19 protein-coding genes and 1 pseudogene are annotated in these 21,350 nt (G+C 62.0%); 8 read left to right on the top strand and 12 right to left on the bottom strand.

Annotated features, from left to right (window positions below; translation table 11 throughout):
- Positions 1 to 6 precede the first annotated feature (6 nt).
- From murF to mraZ, 6 genes are all read right to left on the bottom strand, one after another.
- Entirely contained in the window at positions 7 to 1,542 is a 1,536-nt protein-coding gene (gene murF, locus QKE52_RS00530) for a UDP-N-acetylmuramoyl-tripeptide--D-alanyl-D-alanine ligase (RefSeq protein ID WP_070701790.1), read from the bottom strand.
- Positions 1,539 to 3,092: a UDP-N-acetylmuramoyl-L-alanyl-D-glutamate--2,6-diaminopimelate ligase gene (locus QKE52_RS00525; RefSeq protein ID WP_347947833.1), complete on the bottom strand. Its 1,554-nt coding sequence runs from the start codon at positions 3,090 to 3,092 to the stop codon at positions 1,539 to 1,541. Before QKE52_RS00525 ends, murF begins: the two co-directional genes overlap by 4 nt.
- Positions 3,093 to 3,140: 48 nt before the next feature.
- On the bottom strand, positions 3,141 to 5,009 hold the full coding sequence (locus QKE52_RS00520; protein ID WP_046648127.1) for a penicillin-binding protein 2: 1,869 nt from the start codon (positions 5,007 to 5,009) through the stop codon (positions 3,141 to 3,143).
- A 289-nt stretch (positions 5,010 to 5,298) separates the two neighbouring features.
- Positions 5,299 to 6,153 (bottom strand): hypothetical protein, encoded by an 855-nt coding sequence (locus tag QKE52_RS00515; RefSeq protein ID WP_347947832.1) that lies wholly within the window; start codon positions 6,151 to 6,153, stop codon positions 5,299 to 5,301.
- Positions 6,150 to 7,193, bottom strand: coding sequence for a 16S rRNA (cytosine(1402)-N(4))-methyltransferase RsmH (gene rsmH / locus QKE52_RS00510; RefSeq protein WP_175974568.1), 1,044 nt, complete (start codon positions 7,191 to 7,193; stop codon positions 6,150 to 6,152). Before rsmH ends, QKE52_RS00515 begins: the two co-directional genes overlap by 4 nt.
- Before the next feature lie 173 nt (positions 7,194 to 7,366).
- Positions 7,367 to 7,801, bottom strand: coding sequence for a division/cell wall cluster transcriptional repressor MraZ (mraZ, locus tag QKE52_RS00505; protein ID WP_046647963.1), 435 nt, complete (start codon positions 7,799 to 7,801; stop codon positions 7,367 to 7,369).
- Between the two features lie 538 nt (positions 7,802 to 8,339).
- Here mraZ and QKE52_RS00500 point away from each other — a divergent pair.
- From QKE52_RS00500 to QKE52_RS00490, 3 genes are read left to right on the top strand one after another with little or no spacing between them, the layout of a single operon-like run.
- Entirely contained in the window at positions 8,340 to 9,488 is a 1,149-nt protein-coding gene (locus QKE52_RS00500; RefSeq protein WP_347947831.1) for an ABC transporter permease, read from the top strand.
- Positions 9,485 to 10,162, top strand: a complete 678-nt coding sequence (locus tag QKE52_RS00495; protein WP_175974564.1) for an ABC transporter ATP-binding protein — start codon at positions 9,485 to 9,487, stop codon at positions 10,160 to 10,162. The genes QKE52_RS00500 and QKE52_RS00495 overlap by 4 nt, the downstream gene beginning before the upstream one ends.
- 46 nt (positions 10,163 to 10,208) lie before the next feature.
- Positions 10,209 to 10,793 (top strand): TetR/AcrR family transcriptional regulator, encoded by a 585-nt coding sequence (locus QKE52_RS00490; protein ID WP_347947828.1) that lies wholly within the window; start codon positions 10,209 to 10,211, stop codon positions 10,791 to 10,793.
- A gap of 30 nt (positions 10,794 to 10,823) precedes the next feature.
- Here QKE52_RS00490 and QKE52_RS00485 read toward each other — a convergent pair whose 3' ends face one another.
- A complete protein-coding gene (locus QKE52_RS00485) occupies positions 10,824 to 11,231 on the bottom strand; it encodes a DUF3040 domain-containing protein (RefSeq protein WP_347947827.1) in 408 nt (135 codons plus the stop codon).
- A 154-nt stretch (positions 11,232 to 11,385) separates the two neighbouring features.
- Positions 11,386 to 11,829 (bottom strand): SAV_6107 family HEPN domain-containing protein, encoded by a 444-nt coding sequence (locus QKE52_RS00480; protein ID WP_046647958.1) that lies wholly within the window; start codon positions 11,827 to 11,829, stop codon positions 11,386 to 11,388.
- A gap of 268 nt (positions 11,830 to 12,097) precedes the next feature.
- On the opposite strand from QKE52_RS00480, the gene QKE52_RS00475 reads away from it, so the two are divergent.
- From QKE52_RS00475 to QKE52_RS00465, 3 genes are read left to right on the top strand one after another with little or no spacing between them, the layout of a single operon-like run.
- Positions 12,098 to 12,670, top strand: a complete 573-nt coding sequence (locus QKE52_RS00475; protein WP_046647957.1) for an N-acetyltransferase — start codon at positions 12,098 to 12,100, stop codon at positions 12,668 to 12,670.
- Positions 12,671 to 12,713: 43 nt separating this feature from the next.
- A complete protein-coding gene (locus QKE52_RS00470) occupies positions 12,714 to 13,805 on the top strand; it encodes a polyprenyl synthetase family protein (protein ID WP_070512446.1) in 1,092 nt (363 codons plus the stop codon).
- Between the two features lies 1 nt (position 13,806).
- Positions 13,807 to 15,354: an alpha-(1->6)-mannopyranosyltransferase A gene (locus QKE52_RS00465; protein ID WP_347947825.1), complete on the top strand. Its 1,548-nt coding sequence runs from the start codon at positions 13,807 to 13,809 to the stop codon at positions 15,352 to 15,354.
- On the opposite strand, the gene QKE52_RS00460 is transcribed toward QKE52_RS00465, so the two are convergent.
- Positions 15,323 to 15,721: an Rv2175c family DNA-binding protein gene (locus QKE52_RS00460; RefSeq protein ID WP_070512440.1), complete on the bottom strand. Its 399-nt coding sequence runs from the start codon at positions 15,719 to 15,721 to the stop codon at positions 15,323 to 15,325. The two genes, QKE52_RS00465 and QKE52_RS00460, sit on opposite strands and share 32 nt — an antisense overlap.
- A gap of 50 nt (positions 15,722 to 15,771) precedes the next feature.
- Here QKE52_RS00460 and QKE52_RS00455 point away from each other — a divergent pair, with 50 nt between their 5' ends.
- On the top strand, positions 15,772 to 17,010 hold the full coding sequence (locus tag QKE52_RS00455) for a protein kinase (protein ID WP_070512437.1): 1,239 nt from the start codon (positions 15,772 to 15,774) through the stop codon (positions 17,008 to 17,010).
- Between the two features lie 27 nt (positions 17,011 to 17,037).
- On the opposite strand, the gene QKE52_RS00450 is transcribed toward QKE52_RS00455, so the two are convergent.
- Both QKE52_RS00450 and QKE52_RS00445 read right to left on the bottom strand, forming a co-directional pair.
- Complete coding sequence (locus QKE52_RS00450; RefSeq protein ID WP_070546876.1) at positions 17,038 to 18,426, bottom strand: 3-deoxy-7-phosphoheptulonate synthase class II; 1,389 nt, start codon at positions 18,424 to 18,426, stop codon at positions 17,038 to 17,040.
- A 73-nt stretch (positions 18,427 to 18,499) separates the two neighbouring features.
- Complete coding sequence (locus QKE52_RS00445; protein WP_070515775.1) at positions 18,500 to 19,006, bottom strand: polyadenylate-specific 3'-exoribonuclease AS; 507 nt, start codon at positions 19,004 to 19,006, stop codon at positions 18,500 to 18,502.
- A 148-nt stretch (positions 19,007 to 19,154) separates the two neighbouring features.
- Here QKE52_RS00445 and QKE52_RS00440 point away from each other — a divergent pair.
- A pseudogene (locus QKE52_RS00440) lies at positions 19,155 to 19,961 on the top strand (glycosyltransferase family 87 protein); the annotation flags it as partial.
- Positions 19,962 to 20,155: 194 nt separating this feature from the next.
- Here the strand turns inward: QKE52_RS00440 and QKE52_RS00435 are convergent.
- The gene (locus QKE52_RS00435) at positions 20,156 to 21,349 is read right to left on the bottom strand and encodes an acyltransferase family protein (RefSeq protein WP_347947823.1); all 1,194 of its coding nucleotides are present in this window, start codon (positions 21,347 to 21,349) and stop codon (positions 20,156 to 20,158) included.
- Position 21,350 lies beyond the last annotated feature (1 nt).

Below are 21,350 nucleotides of genomic sequence, written 5' to 3'. Positions count from 1 at the left end.
TAGCGGCTAGCTGTGGTTCAGCTGCTCCGCGACCAACCAGAGGCGCTGGGCATTGGAGGCCTTAATCAAGACCACGTCCTTAACGCTACGGCTAGCCCAATCATCGACCCCTGCCGGGGCCGCGCGCAGAATGCCGTCGACCGCCCGAGCGGCAGCCGCGGCATCGGCGCACACCATTGTATTTATACCTTGCTGTGCAGCCGCCTCAGTCATTGCCCGGCAGTTGGGGTTCTCCCCCACCGCGACGAGGTGCTCCACGTGGTATTTGGCCAATATCTCCCCGAGCTGGCGGTGCGATTGTTCGGCATCGCTGCCGAGCTCTCCCATCTCACCAAGCACCGCGATGGAGCGGGCATCGGGGCGTGCTGCTGCGGTATAGGCCAAGGCGGCAATCGCCGCGCGCATCGAATCCGGGTTGGCGTTGTAGGAATCATCAATGATGGTGACGCCATCGCGGCGCGTGCGCACGTCCATGCGGTGCTCGGAGGCTAGGCGGTGCCCAGACAGCGCAGCCGCTACCGTGGCTACCGATACCCCCAGCTCGATGGCTGCCGCTGCCGCGGCCAGTGCATTAGACACCTGGTGGGAACCAAATACCTGCAGCTTCACTTCGACTGGCTCAGCGTTGGGGCTGTGGAGGACAAAGGAGGGGCGGGCCACGTCATCGAGCTCGATGTTGGTGGCATAGTACTGTGCCGCCGGTGCGCCGCCGCGGCGGTTATCCGTGGAGTAGTACACCACCTTGGCCCCCGTGCGTGTCGCCATTGCGGCGACGAAAGGATCGTCGGCGTTGAGGACGGCCACACCGCCCGCTTCCGCGCTCGGCAGTGCTTCCACCAACTCTCCCTTGGCCTGCGCGATATTCTCGCGCGAGCCAAATTCGCCGAGGTGCGCGGAGCCGACGTTGAGGACCACGCCGACGCGCGGCGCGGTGATTTGGGTGAGGTGGCGGATGTGTCCGATACCGCGGGCCGACATCTCCGCCACGAGGTAGCGCGAGTGCTCATCACAGCGCAGAGCCGTATACGGAAGCCCAATTTCATTGTTGAAGGAGCCGGGCGGGGCGACGGTCTCCCCCACCTCGCGGAAGATGGTGGCGATGAGGTCCTTGGTCGAGGTCTTGCCCGCCGATCCCGTCACTCCCACGATGGTCAAATCCTGCTCTGTCGCCAGCCGCTGCGTTACTGCGCGGGCCAGCGCGGACAACGCCTCGACGACAGCGGCGGCGGAGCCATCGACATCGTTGGCATAGATATCGGCGTTGGCTCCGTCACCTTCTACGCGTCCGCGCGGCTCCACGACGATGGCGGGTACACCCACCGGCCGGGCAGCCAAGACGGCGACGGCTCCCTTCTCCACCGCGGTGTGGGCGTAATCGTGGCCATCGACGCGGGCTCCGGGCAGTGCCACAAAGAGTCCACCCGGAGTGACCTTGCGAGAATCGAACTCAACAAAGCCGGTCACTGGGGTCTCTGGCTCGTCGACGCTATCCAGGCGGCCGCCCGTGATCTGAGCTATCTCAGCGAGGCTTAACGCAATCATGCTTGCTCCTTGGATTCTTCGGTACTCAGGGTAGTCGCTGTCATCGCGGCATCAAGTGCACGCGCCATCTCCTCGCGGTCGTCGAAGTGGTGGACGGTATCACCAATCAGCTGTCCTACTTCGTGGCCCTTGCCGACGACGATGACGGCATCGCCCGGCTGTGCCCACGCCACGACCTCGTCGATGGCTTTGGCACGGGAGCCGACCTCCCGGATATCGGCCTCCGGGTTCGCTTCGCGCGCTCCCGCGAGCACTGCCGCGCGGATAGCTGCTGGGTCCTCGGTGCGGGGGTTGTCGTCGGTGATCACGACCATATCGGCGCCCTTCGCGGCGGCCGCCCCCATGAGCGGGCGCTTGGAAGAGTCGCGGTCACCTCCCGCGCCGACGACAATGCCGATCCGGCCGCTGCTGCCTTCCAGCTGCGCACGCAGGGTATCGAGGACCGCGGTGACCGCTGCAGGCTTGTGCGCATAATCGACCACGGCGACAAACTGCTGGCCGCGGTCGATGCGTTCCATGCGGCCCGGGACCGCCACCTTTTCTACGCCTTCCAAGAAGACGCGCGGCTCGATGCCACTGGCTGCGGCCATGCCGGTGGCCAAGGCCGCATTGGCGATGTTGAAAGTGCCCGGCATGGGCAGCCGGAATTCATAGGAACCAGCGTGCTCTCCGGTGGACACCGTCAGCTCCACCTGCTGTGCGCCGGTGGCCTCGGTGCTGAGTTGGCGGGCGGTGATGTCCGCCTCGGTGGCCTCCGCGCTCGTGGACACTGTCATGACCGGACGCGCCGCGGCGCGCTGCGCCATGCGTCGCCCCCACTCGTCATCGATGCAGACAACGGAGCGGTTGGCGGCCTGGGGACCGTCGAAAAGCATGGCCTTCGCCTCGAAGTAGTCCTCCATCGTCGGGTGGAAGTCGAGGTGGTCCTGGCTCAAGTTAGTGAATCCGCCAACGGCAAAGCGCGTTCCCTGAACGCGGCCCAGGGAAAGCGCGTGGGAGGACACCTCCATGACCACGTGCGTTACCCCTTCGTCCACCATGCGGGCGAAGAGCTCTTGCAACGTGGGGGCCTCGGGGGTCGTCAGCGAGGTAGGCACTGGCTCGCGGTTAATGCGAGTGCCCGTGGTGCCGATAAGGCCCACCGACAAGCCCGCGTGCAAAAGCCCCGCTTCCAGCAGGTAACTCGTCGTAGTTTTACCGGACGTACCCGTCACGCCAAGAATTGTGAGCTTTTCGGTGGGGTGCCCATAGATCTCCGCGGAGACGTGTCCGAGGATGGCGCGGATATCCTCGACCACGAGAAGTGGGCGTGTTTCTCCCGCTTCGGCAAGGATGCGTTGGCCTTCCGGGTCGGTCAGAATCGCGGCTGCTGCGGTGTCTGCGGCATAGCGTGCGCCATGAACGCGCGTTCCCGGAAGCGCAGCGAAGAGTCCACCAGGTGGCAGGGTTGCAGAGTTTAGTCCGCAGGAGCCCACGGTGGTCGAGGCATCCCCGATCACGGTGCCCGAAGAAATTTCTGCTAAACGATCAAGGCTGATGCTGCTGGTCACGGTGCGTCCTCTTCTCTATCTCTGTAGGTTATTCGCGGCCGGAGCTATCTATTCGGCACGCAAGGTCAGGTGCGGTGCTGGTGGGGAAGGCGGAATATTGTCACGATCAAGCAGCCAGGATGCGATGTCACTGAACACCGGCGCTGCGGACTGGCCGCCGGAGCCATCGTCGTTGACACCGGATTCGGGCTCGTCGAGCATGACGGCGACGACAAAGCGGGGATCGTCGGCAGGCGCGATGCCCGCGAACGTGATCCAGTACTTGGAGTTCGAGTATGCTCCCGTCTCCTCGTCGACCTTTTGCGCGGTACCAGTCTTGCCGGAGAGCTGATAGCCCTCGATCTGCGCGTTGCCGGCTGTACCGTTGTTCAGCCCCTGCGGATCCTCCTGGAAGACCGCACGGAACATGTCCACGACAGTGCGCGCGGTTTCGGGACTGACCACGCGGGTGGTCTCGGGCTTCTCTAGTTCTTCCTTAGTCCCGTCAGGCGCGGTGATCGAATCAATGATGCGCGGCTCGATGCGCTCACCGTCGTTGGCCAGGGTCTGGTAGATGGAGGCCAACTGCAGTGCTGTCCATGCCTGGCCTTGGCCGATGGGCAGGTTGGCAAAGGTGCCACCGGACCACTGCGAACGATCGGGCACCAGGCCAGGTGACTCGTTGGGCAGCTCGATTCCGGAGGTCTGGCCGAGACCGAACTTCTTGAGGTAGTCGGCGTATTTGTCTTGGCCGAGGCGGTCGGCCAACATCAGCGTTCCCACATTCGACGACTTACCAAAAATACCCGTCGTGGTATAAGGCTCGACGCCGTGCTGCCAGGCATCGCTGACGCTCACGCCAGCCATGTCGATGGAGCCGGGAACCTGGAGGACCTCATCGGGGTTGGTGAGGCCCTCCTCAATGGTTGCCGCGGCGGTGATGATCTTTGCCACCGAACCCGGCTCAAAGGGGTGGGAGACGGCGAGGTTGTCGAAGGTCTTGTCCTTCTCCAGCTGCTTTTCGATGTCCTTGTTCGGGTCGATGGTGCCGGTATTCGCCATAGCCAGAACCTGACCCGTGGCGGCATCCAGAACGACTGCCTCGGCGCTCTTTGCCTTCGAATTAGCCTTGGCCTTTTCCAGCTTCTGCTGAACGTAGGTCTGCAGATCCAGATCGAGCGTCAACGTGACGTTTTTGCCGTCGGTCGTTGGCACCTGATCGCGTAGGGTGCCGGGAATGACCTGACCGCTGGCTGAAACGTCCTCGGTGGAGCTGCCGTCAATACCCGTCAGTGTGGTATCGCCGGAGGCCTCAAAGCCGAACTGGCCTTGGCCGTCCATGGACACCTTGCCGATGACGTTCTCTGCGATAGCACCATTGGGGTACTGGCGGATCTGCTGCTCATCGGCGGCGAGCCCGTGGTAGTCCTCGGAGATGGCCACCGCGACATCCGGATCGACGTTGCGCACGAGGACCTCATACTGAGTATCGGCACGGAGCTTGTCCATGATTTGCTCCGAATCCACGTCCCCGGCATCGATGCCGGCTTCCTTCAGCTTGTTCGGGATGCCCTCCGACATGTCAGTGAGCCGCTCTGTCACCTTGTCGTCGAGGAAAGCCTCTTTGGCATCGGGTGCCAACGATTCAAAGTGAGCCTCGCCGGCGGCCTTTTGCTCTTCCTGTTCACGGAGCTCATCTCGCAGGCGCGTAGGTGACACGGTCAAGGATCGGGCGCGCATCGTGTAGGCCAACCGCTGGCCGTCGCGCGCGAGGATCTCGCCGCGTCCGGCCGTATCGACATAGACGCGGGTTCTCTGCGCAGCGGCCTTCGCCGCCAAGTCAGGTCCCCACACGATCTGGACCCACGCGAGGCGCCCCATCCACGCCAGCATCACCACGAGCAGCAAAGCCGCGATGACGTGTACACGACGGCGCATCGTCTTCTGCTGGCTCATGAAGGGCTTGCCAGTACGCGGATTCCGTGAACGGGTCGCGGGAACGACGCGGTCGGCGTCGTAACGCTGCCGTGGTTGGTGAGAGGTACCGCGCGGTTGGGCGGCACGGGCGGCGGAAGCGCGCCTCGGGCGCGGGCCACCGGAGTGTGGTGGGGTCACACGTCACCTTTCTGTCTGCAGCGAAGATGGGTCAATAATCAGTGCTTCATCCCGAATTGTGCCCTATCATCGCCGCCCGCCCACGCAGGCACGCGCGGAGCGGGGATGGAATCTACCCGCGGGCGGCGTAGGGAGCCTGGGCCGGGATGTCCGGCAGTTCTACGTTCCCTTCGGCCGACTGTCCGTCAGTGGTGGATTCACCGCCGTCTGGGTGGTTGTCCGACCGAGACGCACCCGACTCGGCGCCTTCGCGCTCACGGTTCCTCTCGCTCAGCGTCGGACGGGCATTCAGGTTATCGGATACGTTCGCCGTCGCGTGCGGGTCACTCGAGGCCTGACCCGGACGGACCGGTTCGCCGTTTACGTCGATGACCGATTCCATATCCGGGGTGGCTTCGCGCTTCTGTTCCACGTTTCCGTCTGCGTCGACTTCCACTACGCCAGGCTGAACCGGGACGCCCATCTTGGCCTCGTGGGCGCGGCGGGCGACGTCCGACGCCGAACGCACGTTCTCCAAGTCTCGGTTCAGAGTCTCCAGCTGGTTATCGAGCGTGGATTCGTGGGCAGTAAGCTCCTGAATCTTAAAGGTCTGGGACGTCGACAGGCCAGAGAGCCACATCGCCGCAGCCACACCAGTGATGAGCAGGCCAATGGCGATGAAAGAAAGGCGAGCGAAAAGGCCAGTAACCCGCGTAGGCTGCACGACGCGGCGCCCACGATTGCTCACTACCTGCTTCGAACCGAGGCGGTTTCCTCGCAGACCCGTTCCGACCCGGCGGGCGGGCACAGTACTGCGATGCGGCGTGCGACTGGGCAACGGGGTGGTGCGGCGCCCCCGCTCCAGCAGCGCGGTTCCCTGACCGGAGTAATCAGATCCGGTGGTGAAATCGCGGCTAGCTCCCATGGTGTGGGTCCTCTCGTGGTCGCGGTGGTACGTTGCCTGTGCGGTTCGGTCTCTCAGCGTCATGGCCTACCTCCCGGTTCATGAAAAGACGGACTGCCCTCGAGGCGCTCGAGTGCGCGTACCCGGACGGACGCTGCCCGCGGGTTCTCTGCAATCTCCTCCTCGCTCGCCTTCTCCGCGCCGCGCGTCACGATGGAATAGTGCGCTGCCGTGCCCGGAAGGTCCATAGGAAGCCCCGGCGGAGTCGTCGAGGTGCTGAGCTTGGTGAAGGCATGTTTGACGATGCGATCTTCGAGCGACTGGTAGCTCATGAACACCGCGCGGCCGCCGACGGACAGGGCATCCGTAATCACGGGGATGACCTGTTCGACCGCCTCAAGCTCGCGGTTGACCTCAACGCGCAACGCCTGGAAGGTGCGCTTCGCGGGGTGACCACCGGTGCGACGCGTCGCTGCCGGAATCGTGGCGTACAACAGCTCAACCAAGCGGGCTGAGGTAGTAAAAGGTTCCTTTTCCCTTTCCTTTATTACTGCCGAAGCAATCTTGCCGGCGAAGCGCTCATCGCCATAGGTTTTGAGGATGCGGGCGAGGTCACCGTGGCTATAGGTGTTGAGTACGTCGGCGGCAGTCATTCCCTGGCGCGGGTCCATGCGCATATCCAGCGGGGCGTCGGTCTTGTACGCAAACCCACGCTCCACCTGGTCAAGCTGCATGGAGGACACACCCAGATCGAACAATGCCCCTGCAATGCCGTGTTCTCGCGCGATAGAAAAAACTTCATGGTCACCCTGCGCAATGGCACGACCGACCTCATCGAAGCGAGCGTTGACGCCGACGAAGCGGTCGGCGAAGGGGGTGAGACGTCGAGAAGCACTGCTCAACGAGGCGGAGTCACGGTCCACACCGATAATCCGCGCGTTAGGAAAGCTGTTGAGGAAGTATTCGCTGTGGCCACCAGCCCCCAGGGTGCCGTCCACGATGACGGCGTGCTCCCCCGCTGCTTCGACGGCCGGAGCAAGCAGCTGAGCCATACGCGCACGCATAACAGGGACATGGCCGTGGTTGTCATTCACGTCATAGGTAATGGTGCCGTTGTGGTCCACAGTTGCTGTCCCCCTTTCCATTCAGGCGCCTGAGGCCGCTATCAGATCTGTTCGATAAAAAATCGAGTGCGTATAGGGCCCTGTCCGAGGAAGGGTTCTGATGTCGGGGAAGTACACCAGCTCATCCTCCTCGGGCAGAGTCCATACACGCACTCTCTGTGTGCCAGGAAGCTCTACAGCAGCCCGGCAAGTACGTCATCGGCGTCTGCCGCCGAATAAGCGTCTTCAGTTTGCGCCTGGTATTCAGCCCACGCGGCTGCGTCCCAGATTTCGAGGAAGTCAACCGAGCCCACAACTACGCATTCCTTCGTCAGGTTTGCGTACTCACGGTGCCCTGCGGACAGTGTGATACGCCCGTGCCCATCGGGGCGTTGCTCGTCCGCACTCGCTGCCAAGTTACGGATGAACGCACGCGCTTCTGGGTTGGTGCGTGACACGGCCGCCGCTTTCCTAGCTCGCGCCGCGAACTCCTCCCGCGGGTATACCGCGAGCGAATGATCCTGACCTTTGGTGACCATGAGGCCGCCAGCCAGTTCTTCGCGAAACTTTGCCGGAAGCGTGAGCCGTCCTTTGTCATCGAGCTTGGGAGTGTAGGTGCCGAGAAACATCCCCGGGTCCACCTTCCTGTCACTCGAAAACTCCGGATTCCTCTCGCGACAAGAGAGCAACTCTCCTCCGCTACGCCCCACTCTACCCCACTTTCCCCCACCTCCCACACCTTTATCACCACAACAATCTGCGTGTCGGAATAACATTGCAGGTCAAAGGCAATTTTTCCAGTGGGAAGTTTTCCCAGACCCCCCTTGACACGCCCCCTCAAACAGGCCCATTTCCACGTATTCACTCACGTAACTTTGACCCCTTGGCATGTAATTTTCCCCACCACCCCCATATTCCTGACGTTTTCATCTTCCCACCACGCTCCAAAGGGCCTCTAGGCCCACATTCCCCGACCGGCGCGTAGCGCAGGTGGGGCAAAGTGGGGGAAATCGGGAAATCGCACAAAAAGTCTCCCCTCCCCGCGCAAAATGCCCGCACAAGTTTTAGAAACATTGCGTCGCCATGATAGAAACATCATGTTGCCATCTTGCGGCACGCAGGGCGACACGCCAACTCACTTCACCCCACACACTAGGAAGTTCCTTCATGTATCTAGCTTGGCGCGAGATGCTCTTCGCGCGTACCCGATTCCTCCTCATGGGCGTCGTCCTCGCACTCATGTCCATGCTCGTCGTTATCATCTCCGGTCTCACCGCAGGCTTGGTCAACGACGGCGTCTCCGGCCTCAAGGCGATGGAGAGCGACGTCATCGCTTTCGCCGATGGCACGCAGAAAGACTCTGCATTCACCCGCTCCGTTGTCGATGCCTCCGATGCCGAGTCTTTCTCTCAACTAGAAGGCATGGACCAAGCCACCCCCTTGGGCCTGACCATTGCTAACGCCCACAACCAGGACGGCACGGCGGTGGACCTCACACTCTTCGGAGTAGAACCTGACTCCTTCATCGCACCGGCAGGCTTGCCCCCAATCGACACCGCCCGGGCAGACGGCAAGCCAAGCAACACGAAACACGACATCATCCTGTCCTCCACCCTGCAGGACGAGGGGATCGAGGTGGGCGACACCATCACCCTCGACCGCTTGGACATCCCCCTCGACGTCATCGGCTTCACCGACAACCAGCGAACCTTCGGCCACGTCGACGTGGCCTACCTGCCGCTAGATATCTGGCAGGAGGTTCACGCCGGCGGGCGCCACGGCGAAGCCGTCAACCCCGAAGCCTACGAGGAAGCATCCGTCATCGTCGCTCGCACAGCGGATAAGCCCGATACCGATGCTCTCACCGAGCGCTCCGGCCTCGACGTTCGAACTCTCAAGGAGAGCTTTGATTCCTCCCCCGGCTACACCGCCGAAATGATGCCCCTTTCCATGATCACCTGGTTCCTCTATGTCATTGCCGCGCTCGTTACCGGCGCCTTCTTCCTCGTGTGGACCATCCAGCGCGCCGGCAATATCGCCACCCTTCGCGCAATGGGCGCCACCAAGAGCTTCCTGCTGCGCGATAGCCTCGGCCAAGCGGTGGTCATCCTCCTCGTATCAATCCTCGCCGGCGCACTCATCGCCGTTGGCCTGGGCAGCCTCCTAGAGAAAACGGCTATGCCCTACTCCACCGAATTCGGCGCCGTCATCAATGGCGGTCTCATTCTCTTCGTCGCCGGACTGCTCGGCGCCTTCATTGCCGTCGTCCGCGTTACCCGAACCAACCCCCTCGCAGCCCTAGGAGAAAACCGATGAGCCACGCTTTGGAACTGAAAGACGTCACCATCAGCTACAGCGACGGAGATTCACACGTTAAAGCACTGAATTCCGTCGATCTCACCGTCGAGGCAGGCGAATTCGTTGCCGTGGTTGGCCCCTCCGGCTCCGGAAAGTCCACACTGCTCGCGGTCGCGGGCGCCTTGACGACGCCCGATTCCGGCCAAGTCCTCGTCGCGGACGAGGACATCGTGCCGCTGGGTGACTCTGAACTGGCACAGATCCGCCGCAACCACATCGGCTTCGTCTTCCAGTCCTCTGGCAATCTCCCGTCTGCACTGACGGCGGAGGAGCAGATCGAATTGGCCAGCAAGGTCATCGGCAAGACTGGGCGCTACTCCAGCGCCGAGCTGCTGGAGAAGGTCGGCATGGCGCATCGCGCGAAGCACCGGCCCGGCAGTCTTTCCGGCGGTGAGCGCCAGCGCGTCGGTATCGCGCGCGCACTTGTGGGCGATCCACAGGTGCTGCTCGTCGACGAACCCACTGCTGCCCTCGATCGCGCGCGGTCCCAAGAGATCGTGGCGCTGCTAGCCAAAGAATGCCACGATTTCAACGTCGCGGGTGTCATGGTCACCCACGACTACGACGTTCTTGGTCACTGCGACAAGGTCTATGAAATGGTCGATGGCCGCTTGACCCCGTCCGCCAAGTAGGCACCAGAATGGAAAAAGAATGCGCAGCTTAACGTAGACTTAGCGCATGCCGAAGATCACTGAAACGACAGTAGCCGAGCACCGCGCCGTCCAGCACCGCGCGGTGCTCGAGGCTGCCGAAAGGTTGATCGTCAACAACCACGGGGCAGTCCCTACCCTGGCGGAGGTCGCTGCCGAAGTAGGCCTTGCCCGCCCCAGCGTTTATCGCTACGTCTCATCCCAACACGATTTGTTGGTGCAGCTGCTTATCCAGGCCACACAAACGTGGAATGAACAGCTCGAAGCTGCCATGCAGGTGGCCCCTCCAGAGCCGACGGAGCGCATCCATGCTTACGTGGACGCCACTCTCGAACTTTTCCTCCATGGCACGCACGGCCCCCTCATGACCGCCGCGCAGCACTTCCCCCAGGCTTTTGCGGATGAGGCAGTGCAGCAGTCACATGGTGGGTTTGCCTCGATCGTTAACGAGTTTTGCCCTGGCGTTTCCAGAGCGGATATCTCGCTGCTCAACGCCGCCATCGTTCGCGCATCAGAATTGGCAGACCGCTCGCCCGAGCAGCTCCCGGGCATAACGCAAACGCTGTACGCCATGGCCAATGTCATCGTGCCACAGCCCTCCGACTCACAATAGAGCGAAGGGCTGCTGGTGGGTTTCTAGCGCTTAGTTTCCTTCGAAACGGCGGCGGAAGTTATCTTCAAGGCGGTTTCCAACGTCACTGCCAGCCTTCCTAGACTGCTTGTTGCGCCGATTAGCGGATGCTGGTGCGCCGGCGGCAACCAGAGAATCTTCCGAATTTCCGCGCAGCATCCACACACCGGATCCAAACATGACCAAAAAGCCAAGTACGGAGAGGATAACGAACCACAGGGACTGCTGGGCCAACGCGATTCCGCCCACCATCATGCACAGACCGACAACGATTAAGGCCACCCCACGGAGGGTGATGGCACCCGAGTTGCCGCCGAAAGAAGTTTCACCGGACACAGACGCGCCAAAATCAGGATCGTTGGCCAGCAACGATTGTTCAATTTCACGCAGCGCTTGCTGTTCGTGCTCAGAAAGGGCCACAGCGTCCTCCGTAATGATTTGGGTTTAGGTAGTGGAACTGGGAACTATGTTTACTACCTCTATAACGTCAAGGATAGCGAGATAGTTCCCACAAAGACAGTCCATAGTTTTTGGGCATCCCTGCACCCCTGCTACCGGAGCAATCACGCCCTCACTAGGCGGCCAGCCCACCGAAGCCCAGCTCAGATTCGGTCGCGTCCACGTAACGTGTGGCAAGCGCCAAGTACTGGTAGACCGTATCCGCAGCGGGCACCGGATCCATTCCGGAGGCCACGCGCGAGCGCACGCGGGAATAGTCTGTGAATTCTGCGGCCCATTGAGCATCCGCCGGACCGATAAGAGCTACCTGCTCCCATGCAGAGGTAGGCAAGCGCCGACGGCGCGACACCGCAGACGCCGCCACACGCGCGCCCGCAGCACGCAGCGAGGCGCGGTACGCCATTTCAAGAGCGTCCTCGAACCGCCCCTCCGCAGCGCTACGGCGCGCATCCACCAACAGATCCAACGCTTGACCGAGGAAGCGGTCACGGCGCACGCGCTGCATCGCCTCCCTGTTCCGGCCCCGAGCCGCTGCCGTTGCTGAAATTACCTGTGCCATGACCTCTCCTCCTTGGGCTGCTTCCTGAGCTTGTCAATGAAGACTGTGCTGTTGACTTTCTGCTGCTGTTCGCTGATGAGACTCACCGTAAAACCACCTTCGTACATCCACCTCTGATTTTAGTTCATGTGTTCGATTTAAACAATAGGGATGGGCGATATTTCTTCCCTTTTCGAACACGTACTCCGACTCCTCGGCGGTTGGATGTGCAGAAGATAGTTTCTCTGTGCGCTTTCACATGCCTGAAGAATCTGCTGTTATTAGAGATGTGAGTTACACGCTGCGCCGCCTAAGCCCCCAAGAGTTCGCCATTGCTGTCCCGCGCTTGGTGGATATCTACATCGCGGCAATGGGCTACAGCCAGTCAGTGCGCGACGTCTCCATCTCGCGGTGGCGCGCAGATCTCATACGCCCAGGGTTTTCCTGCGTCGTGGCCACCACCGACTACGGCATTGCAGGCTTTGCCTACGGCTTCCTTGGCTCTCCGGACACGTGGTGGGACAAACAGCTTCGCCGAGCGCTCACCGCCAGTGGCGGACCAACCCCGGAACAAGAAGACATTCTCCACAACTATTTCGAGCTGGCGGAGATTCACGTGCTGCCTGGAGAACAGGGTCGCGGCTTAGGGCGCGCACTGCTCGAAGCCTTAGCGTGGAATCTACCCGCGCGCTACATCCTGCTTTCCACTCCGGAAGTTCCCAACGAGGCAAACTCCGCCTTCGGCCTCTACCGCAAAATGGGGTTTAGTGATTTCCTTCGCCAGCTCTACTACCCCGCCGATGCGCGCCCCTTCGCCATCCTGCAATCGACGGTGCCGCTGACACCAGCCGACACCGCTTAACCTGGCGGCAATCCGGCATAGCTACCCAGGTAAAGTAGCAGGCGTGACTACACCGCAGATACCTTCCTTGAACGACATCCCCGCAGCCGTGCGCGAGGAGCTTAAGCTTTTCTTGGACAGTCAGCGCGACGCCATCGCGGCCATCGGCTCTCCGGTGGCCGACGCGATCTCCTATTTGGATTCCTTCGTCCTGGACGGCGGCAAGCGCATTCGCCCCCTCTACGCGTGGGCAGGTTTTGTCGGTGCGCACGGGCTCGACGGCACTGAGTCCCCGCAGGCAATGCTCCGCGCTGCCTCGTCCTTGGAGTTCATTCAGGCCTGTGCACTTATCCACGACGACATCGTGGATGCTTCCGATACCCGGCGCGGCAACCCCACTGTCCATCGCGGCGTTGCTGCTCGCCACCGCGAGCTCGGGCTCAGCGGCGACGCTGATTTCTTCGGGCAATCGCTGGCCATCCTCATCGGTGACATGGCCCTGGTCTGGGCGGAAGACATGCTTCAAGATTCCGGCTTGAGCCCCGAGGCGCTGGCGCGCGCCCGCGCACCATGGCGGGCAATGCGCCGCGAAGTCATCGGCGGCCAGATTCTGGACATCTCTCTGGAAGCCGCCGGCTCCGAGGACGCCACGTTGGCGGACTCGGTGAACCGGTTCAAGACTGCCGCGTACACCATCGAGCGCCCCCTCCATCTGGGCGCCGTTATAGCGGGCGCACCCGAAAAACTCGTTGCTGCCTTCCGCGGTTACGGCCAGGACATCGGCGTCGCCTTCCAGCTGCGCGATGATTTGCTCGGCGTCTTCGGTGACCCGGCTATCACCGGCAAGCCCGCCGGAGACGACCTGCGCGAAGGCAAGCGCACGGTTCTGTTGTCGCTGGCCCTACAGCGCGCGGACGCCACCGATCCCGCAGCCGCCGCTGAGCTTCGCCGCCTCATCGGGCAGACGGAGGACCCCGCAGACATTGCCCGCATGGCGCAGATCATTGCTGATTCCGGTGCGCCGGACGTCGTCGAGCAGCGCATCAGCGATCTCACGCGTTCCGGCCTCGACCATCTGCACAACGCACAGGTTGACCCCGAGGTCACGGCGGTCTTGGAAGAACTTGCCCACAAGTCCACGGCCCGCCGGATGTAGCATGGCCCGCTCCGCATCCACGCGCGTGCCCCTGCGCATTCCCCATCCCCTGCCACTGGGCATCGTCTCTGCGATCGTCCTGGCGCTCGCCTCCTTCTCCGGCGGCGCGACCCGGAATCGCGGAGGTTTTCTTGAGGCGCTCAACATCAGCTTCCTTGCCTATGGCCACGGCCGCAACATTGGCATGGTCCTCTACTGGATTGGCCTGTTTGGCCTCGTCGCCGCATGGGTGTTGGCGGGCCGCCACTTCATCGCCCCACAGCTCAAGAACCCGCAACCAGACGGCGCATTGGCAGACATCCGCCGGATGTTGATCTGCTGGGTCACCCCGCTGCTGTGCGCCGCACCGCTGGCTTCCCGGGACGTGTACTCCTACCTCATGCAAGGCGCGATGGTACGCGATGGTTTCGACCCCTACGTCGAGGGCGCAGCCGTTAACCCCGGCCCCTTCCTGCTCGAGGTCTCTCATGACTGGCGCAACACCACTACGCCCTACGGGCCGCTACACCTGTGGATGGGCAACGGGGTAACCCACCTGGTGGGCGATAACGTTGCTGCGGGCATCATCGTCTACAAGGCAATTTCCGTCCTTGGTTTTGCAGCCATCGCCTGGTCAATTCCACGCCTAGCCCGAAGCATTGGCGGTGATCCCGCCCTAGCGCTCTGGTTGGGAGTGGCGAATCCGGTGATGATTTTGCACCTCATCGGCGGCATGCACAACGAATCAGTCATGGTGGGGCTGGTATCGCTGGGCCTTCTCGCTGCTGTGCACCACAAGTTCCACCTCAGCCTCATACTCGTTGGCGTGGCAGTGTCCCTCAAGGCCACCGCCGTCTTCGCCGCGCCCTTCATCGTGTGGCTCATGCTGCACCATTGGGCGCCGAAGGGAACGAAGCCGCTCAAGCGCGTCGGGTTCTTTCTACTATCCGGCGTTATCGCCGTGGCGGAGGTCGCGTTGGCGGTGGCGGCGATCACGTGGGCGTCGGGAAGCTCGTGGGGTTGGCTGTCGCAGATCAGTGGCAACTCGAAGGTCATCAACCCCCTGGCCGGCCCCACCTTGCTTGCCGATATTCTCGTTCCGCTCATCCAGGTCTTCTCCCCCGACACCACCTATAACGGCGTGCTCACCGTACTGCGCTCGGCCGCGATGCTTCTGATGCTCCTGGGCCTTGTCCTTGTGTGGTGGTGGGGGCGCACGGGCGTGCGCCGTGCCATTGCCGCCACGGCCGCGGCCTACCAGGTGGCGTTCGTCTTCAACTCCGTGACGCTGCCGTGGTACTACGCCTCGGTGCTCACGCTCATGGGAACCTTCCGCCCACCACTACCGCTCATCAAGCTCACCACCGGCGCAGCTCTCTTTATTGGTGTGGCCTTCGCCGGCGACGGCAATCACCAGCTCTACAACTGGTTCTGGGTGATTGCGATGGTGGTCGTGGCATGGTTGGCCACGCAATGGATTTTCGACGGTGTTCCACGCACCGCCGCTGAACCAACTGCGCCTGGTGCTGATACGCCGTCTAAAAAGCCGAAGCCTGCGCGCGCCGAATAACCTCCCGCGCGAGGTGGCCGTGCAGCGCGTCGATGGGGCGGCCCGGTAGGGACTCGTCCTCGGTAAAAAGATGCGCCAGGATCTCGTTGTCACCCCAGCCGTTGTCCGAAAGAACAGTGATGACGCCGGACACGTGCTTGGAAATGACGCCCTTGGCATTGAAAAACGCTTCCGGGACGAGGCGCTGGCCTTCGGCGTCCCGCCACGCGATGAACTTCCGGGCATTGAGCAGATCGAAGACGCGAGTAATGGGCAGATCGAGTTTTTCAGCTACCTCTTTAAGCGTCAGCAGCTTCTCTCCGGCGAGAAGTTGCGGAAGCTCGGGATGGGAATTCTCTTCAGGGTTCGCAGAATTAGTCACAGACACAACTGTAGCGGGATCACACTTTGAGGAGAGGATCGACCATACTGGAACCCATGACAAGGCTGAACGTGGGCGACATTCTTGAAGGACGCTACCGCATTGATCAGCCGATCGCTCGCGGCGGCATGTCCACTGTGTATCGCTGCGTGGACATGCGTTTGGGCCGCGCAGTAGCTGCCAAGGTGATGGATGAGCGCTATCACGACGACCCCGTCTTCGTCACCCGCTTTAAGCGCGAGGCCCGCGCGATGGCGCAGCTGAGCCACCCCAATCTCGTCGCCGTGCATGACTTTTCCGCGGATGGTTTGCCCATCTATCTCATCATGGAGCTCATCACCGGCGGCACGTTGCGCGAGCTCCTTGCGGAACGCGGACCCATGCCGCCGCACGCTGCGGCCGGCGTGATGCACTCGGTCTTGGCCGGGCTCACCGAAGTCCACCACGCCGGCCTCGTGCACCGCGATATCAAGCCGGATAACGTTCTCATCACCGATAACCACCGAGTCAAGGTGGGTGACTTCGGCTTGGTGCGCTCCGCAAAGGCGGAGCATGATAGCTCCGGCCAGATCGTCGGTACCGTAAGCTACCTCTCCCCCGAGCAAGTCACTGGCGCGGATATCACGCCGGCTTCCGATGTCTACTCGGCTGGAATCGTCCTGTTCGAGTTGCTGACGGGCACAGTCCCCTTCCACGGTGACACCCCGCTGGCGCACGCCACCGCGCGCGTGCACGCGGATGTGGTGGCACCATCTTCACGCATTGAGGGGGTGCCGATGCTTTTCGACGCCCTCGTGGCCACCGCCACCGCACGTAACCCAGCCGAACGCTTTGCAGACGCGGGTGAATTCCTCGATGCTTTGGATGACGTTTCCCGGGAGCTGCAACTGCCACAGTTCACGGTCCCCGTCCCGCGAAACTCGGCCGCCGCACGTACCGCTGCAGTACCTACAGACTTTTCGGGAACAGACAATACGCGTGTCTTCGAAGCGACCTCTGCAATCCCCTCGCCCGATTCCCCCACGCGTGAAACACGGGCGGAAACCCGCGAGGACGCTTTCCCCCTGCCTGCCGCACCGGTAGACACCCCGGCGCCCTCCCCCGCCGTGCCAGAACCATATGCGGCCGGGGCCGAAGAGGAGCCGGAGGAACGTCCGTTGAGCAACCGCAGCGCGGTCGGGCTCATCGGGTTCCTCGTCCTCGTCGGCCTCGCCACCTTGGCTGTCGCCGTGGCCGCCTGGTGGTTTGGCTCCGGAGAATACGGCACCTGGCCGATTCTCTGGAGGCCGTACTAGTCTGCGCAGCTAGACGCTGCGCAGACTCTAGTTGCGCAGCATTTCTGCGATGAGGAAGGACAGCTCCAGCGATTGCTGGGTGTTCAGGCGCGGGTCCACGGCAGACTCGTAGCGACCCGGCAGGTCCACGTCCGTGATGTCCTCAGCGCCGCCGAGGCACTCGGTGACGTCCTCACCGGTGAACTCCAGGTGCACGCCGCCCGGGTGGGTACCCAGCTCGCGGTGCACCTCGAAGAAGCCCTGGACCTCGTCGACGATCTTGTCGAAGTGGCGGGTCTTGTAACCGTTCGACGCCGTGAAGGTGTTTCCGTGCATCGGATCGGACTGCCACACCACCTTGTGGCCGGAGTCCTCCACTGCCTTGATGATCGGGGGCAGCACGGAGCGCACCTTATCGTGGCCCATGCGCGCGATCATGGTGAGACGGCCCGGCTCACGGTTCGGGTCAAGCTTCTCCGCGTACTCCACTGCCTGCTCCGGCGTCACGCCAGGGCCGAGCTTGATTCCCACGGGGTTGCCGATGATGGAAGCAAACGCCACGTGGAAGTCGTCGAGACCACGGGTACGCTCACCAATCCACAGCTGGTGCGCGGACAGGTCATAAAGCTTGGTCTCGCCGTTAGAGTCCGTACCCAAGCGCAGCATGGAACGCTCGTAATCCTTCAGCAAGGCCTCGTGGGAACAGTAAATCTCCGCCGAGCGCAGGGTCTCATCCGACACCCCACAGGCATTCATGAAGGCCAGGCCGTTTTCAATTTCATCAGCCAAGGCCTGGTAGCGAGCACCCGCCGGGGAGTTGGCCACGAACTCTCGGTTCCATTCGTGGAGGCGGTACAGGTCCGCGGTTCCGGAGTGCGTCAGCGCGCGAACCAGGTTCATTGCCGCCGAGGAGTTTGCGTAGGCGCGAATCATGCGGGCGGGATCGTGACGGCGGGATTCCTCGTTGGCCTCCACTCCATTGACGATGTCACCGCGGTAGTTGTACAGACCGTTCGAGTCCAAATCAGAGGAGCGCGGCTTAGCGTACTGGCCAGCAATACGACCCAGCTTCACCACCGGAGTGGAAGCGCCGTACGTCAAGACGACGGCCATCTGCAGCAGCGTCTTGATGTTGCCGCGGATGTGCGGTTCCGTGTTGGACTCGAAAGTCTCCGCGCAGTCGCCTCCCTGGAGGAGGAAGGCGTTGCCCAAGGCGACGTCGGCAAGCTTGCGCTTGAGTTCCTCAATCTCTGGAGCCACGACGATAGGCGGGACGGATTCCAGGATCTTTCGCACGTTATCAGCCTGCAGCTGATCCCAGCTGGGCTGCTGCTTCGCCTCGCGGGAAATGGCGTCCTGGAACTTCTCATTGATCCCCTCCGGCAGCGGCGGCAGATCAGGAAGCACTTCTTTGGGAATATCTACTGTCCAACTCACACCCAGTATTTAACCATCTCGGGCCTGTCGCGCGTTAGTTAATGGACTTTTAGGTCACGGTATTAATTCACGATCAGCTCACGCGGTTGCCCCGAGTCAGCGGCAAGTGCTGCTCACAGATGCGAAACTTGGCCAGGTTATGGCGGGCGTCGACCAACGCGTCGTGGTTCCCGTTGGGCACGGGAGGCAGCTTGGGGCGGCCCGCAAACTCCCAGTACTGCTTGAGTTCCCGGGTGTAGCGCGGGAGCCCCTTGGGCAGGCTCGCCATGTCTCCCCACAGCTGGGCGAGCACCACGTGGTCATAAGCCCCGACCCAGGCCCACAGTTCGATGGGGGTGGAGTGGCGGCCCAAGAATTTCAGGAGATCTTCGCGGATGGTCTCGCGCGATTTCCAGACGGGATCCGCCGGGCTCGGGAGTTTATCCAGTACATTGTCGCGCACCCACGCATTGGCCTTGCCCGGATCGAAATCGGTGGATACCGCGTAATACTCGCTGCCGTCTTCTCCGACAATGCCGATGGAGACCAGCTCGATGGTCGATCCGTCCTCGATAAACTCGGTGTCGTAGAAGTAGCGCACGCCCCGTATCCTAGTCTGCTGCCTAGAGGAGCCGTGCCACTGGGGGCCTATACTCAGCTGCGTGAAGAAAGCTCTCTCCTCGCTCCTCCTTCCACTCCTTCTGGTGGGGCTGGCAACGGTGCCGTGGACTATCCATCTTGCGGCGTCGATGAACAGCGGCGGAATTGTGCCGTTTTACCATGTTGACCTCGATGTCTACCGAGAGGGAGGGCAGGCCCTGCTCCGCGGGGAGAATCTCTACGCGCAAAGCTACGTTCTCGGCAACGGCGTGTCGCTGCCTTTTACTTACCCGCCTTTTGCTGCAGCGCTCTTTGCCTTGGTGTCGTGGATGCCGCTGTGGCCGCTGTCTCTCCTTCTTACTGCGGCGTCACTCGGTGCGCTCTGGGTATGTCTCTACGCCGTTATCTCGCGGTGCTGCGACGTTGACCGCCCCGACTGGTGGGCCACGTGGGCGCTGCTCGCCTGCGCACTCACCGAACCGATTACCGAGAATTTCAGCTTCGGCCAAGTGAATCTCCTGCTGACCGCGGCCGTCGTTGTCGACTGCCTGCTGCTCAGACCACGCTCCTCGTGGCGAGGTGTGCTGACCGGCGTTGCTATGGCGATCAAGCTCACCCCGGCGGTCTTCCTCGCGGTCTTTTTCGTTCGCCGCGACTGGCGTGCCCTCGCCACGGCGATAGGTGCCTTCATCGCCTGCGGTGTGGTGGGCTACCTCGCCTCCCCTGCAAGCTCTGCGGCGTACTGGACTGACATCCTCCGGGACTCCTCCCGAATCGGCACGCTGTCCTATTCCAGCAACCAATCCCTCCGAGGCTTGCTCAGCCGTGTTAGTCCCGAGGAAGCATCGGGCCTGTGGTTGATTGGCTGCGCTCTCATCGTCGCAGTCTTGTGGTGGGTCATGGAGCACACATCCTCAGAGATAGAACTCGTGTTACTGGCCTCCACGGCGGCGCTGCTGTGCTCCCCGGTCTCATGGTCCCACCATTTCACGTGGCTGTGCCTAGCCGCGGTCTACCTCACCGCGCGCCGCTGCTGGTTCCTCGCAGGCCTCACGTGGTTCGTGCTGCTAGCCCGCGGCCACTGGCTTGTCCCGCACGGCGAGCAGCTGGAACTGGAGTGGTCCTGGTGGCAGCAGGCTCCAGGTAACGACTATTTCTTTGTCGTGGCGTTCCTTGTCGCAGTGAGTTTCTGGCTCAAGCTCAAGCCCGCCGAGGGCGGTTCCGTGGTTCGCCTACTCGTACCGATCGGCGGCGGCTTCAGCGTCCAGCCCACAACGGGCACCTTGCCCAAGGCCCACAGGACCAACGACGCAATCGCGCAATAAACAAAGCACATGCTGAGCCAGAACCAGGTATTTTCTAACGGCCACTGGCCTGCCAGGCTTACCTCGCGCGGGTTGAGCGCCATGGGGTAGCCATAGAGGACGGTAAGTCCAATGGGGTGACCGAGGTAGATGGGCAGCGTGTGGGAGCCGATAAACCGCAGTCCGGTGGATAGGACCGGTATATAGGACACGGCCACCGCCACCGCAATTCCCACCGGAACCTCGAAGAACTGCTCTACCATGCGCACGAGGATATGGACGTCATCTCTCACCAGCGCCTCCGTGCCTGGCAACAACCACGTGACCTCGACGGCCCCAGCGTAGCTATCCCACGTGCGGCGGATAAAGAACCCGATGGCGTAGGCCCCAACCATGCCGGAATACGCCCAAAAGCTCCGGTAATCCCACTCGCCTTTGAAGGGAGCCTCGATAGCGGAAGCGAAGGCGGAGATTGCATCCCGGAAACAAGCAGCGGCGACAAAGACAGGAAGGAACATAATGGCCTTCGCGATCGAGGTGAACTGTGCCTGCCATGCGATGAACAGAATAGGGCTAAAACTCAGCGCTAGCGCCGCCCACCCGGGGAGCTTGCGTACGCACCACAGAAAAAGATTAAACAGAATCAGTGAATGCAGGAACCACGCCATGGAATGGCCCACGAGCAGGCTGGCCGTCATCTGGCTGAAATCGAAAACGGGATCCCCGAATACCCAGTGGTACTCCACGCGCTTGGTCTGCTGTTCAACCAGCATCCACACCACATAAGGAACAAGGAAGTACCACAGGCGGCGAGTAAAGAGTTCTGCGAAGCTAAAGCGAAAAACCTTATGCGCGAAGAACCCGCTCACCAAAAAGAACAGGGGCAGGCGCAGTGGGTCGAGCCACACGTTGAAAGCGGCCAACCACGTGTCCTTCGATTCTGGAACCGTAAGCGTGATGTGCAACAGCACGACGCCCAGGATGGAAATCCCTTTTGCTACATCAGGCCACGCTAAGCGTTGAGACGGGGAGGAAGTCACT

Source organism: Corynebacterium sp. c25Ua_47 (assembly GCF_039907205.1).
GTDB classification, from domain to species: Bacteria; Actinomycetota; Actinomycetes; order Mycobacteriales; family Mycobacteriaceae; genus Corynebacterium; species Corynebacterium hiratae.
Note: the sequence above shows the minus strand (reverse complement) of the source record. Positions and strands in the feature narration are given on the sequence as shown.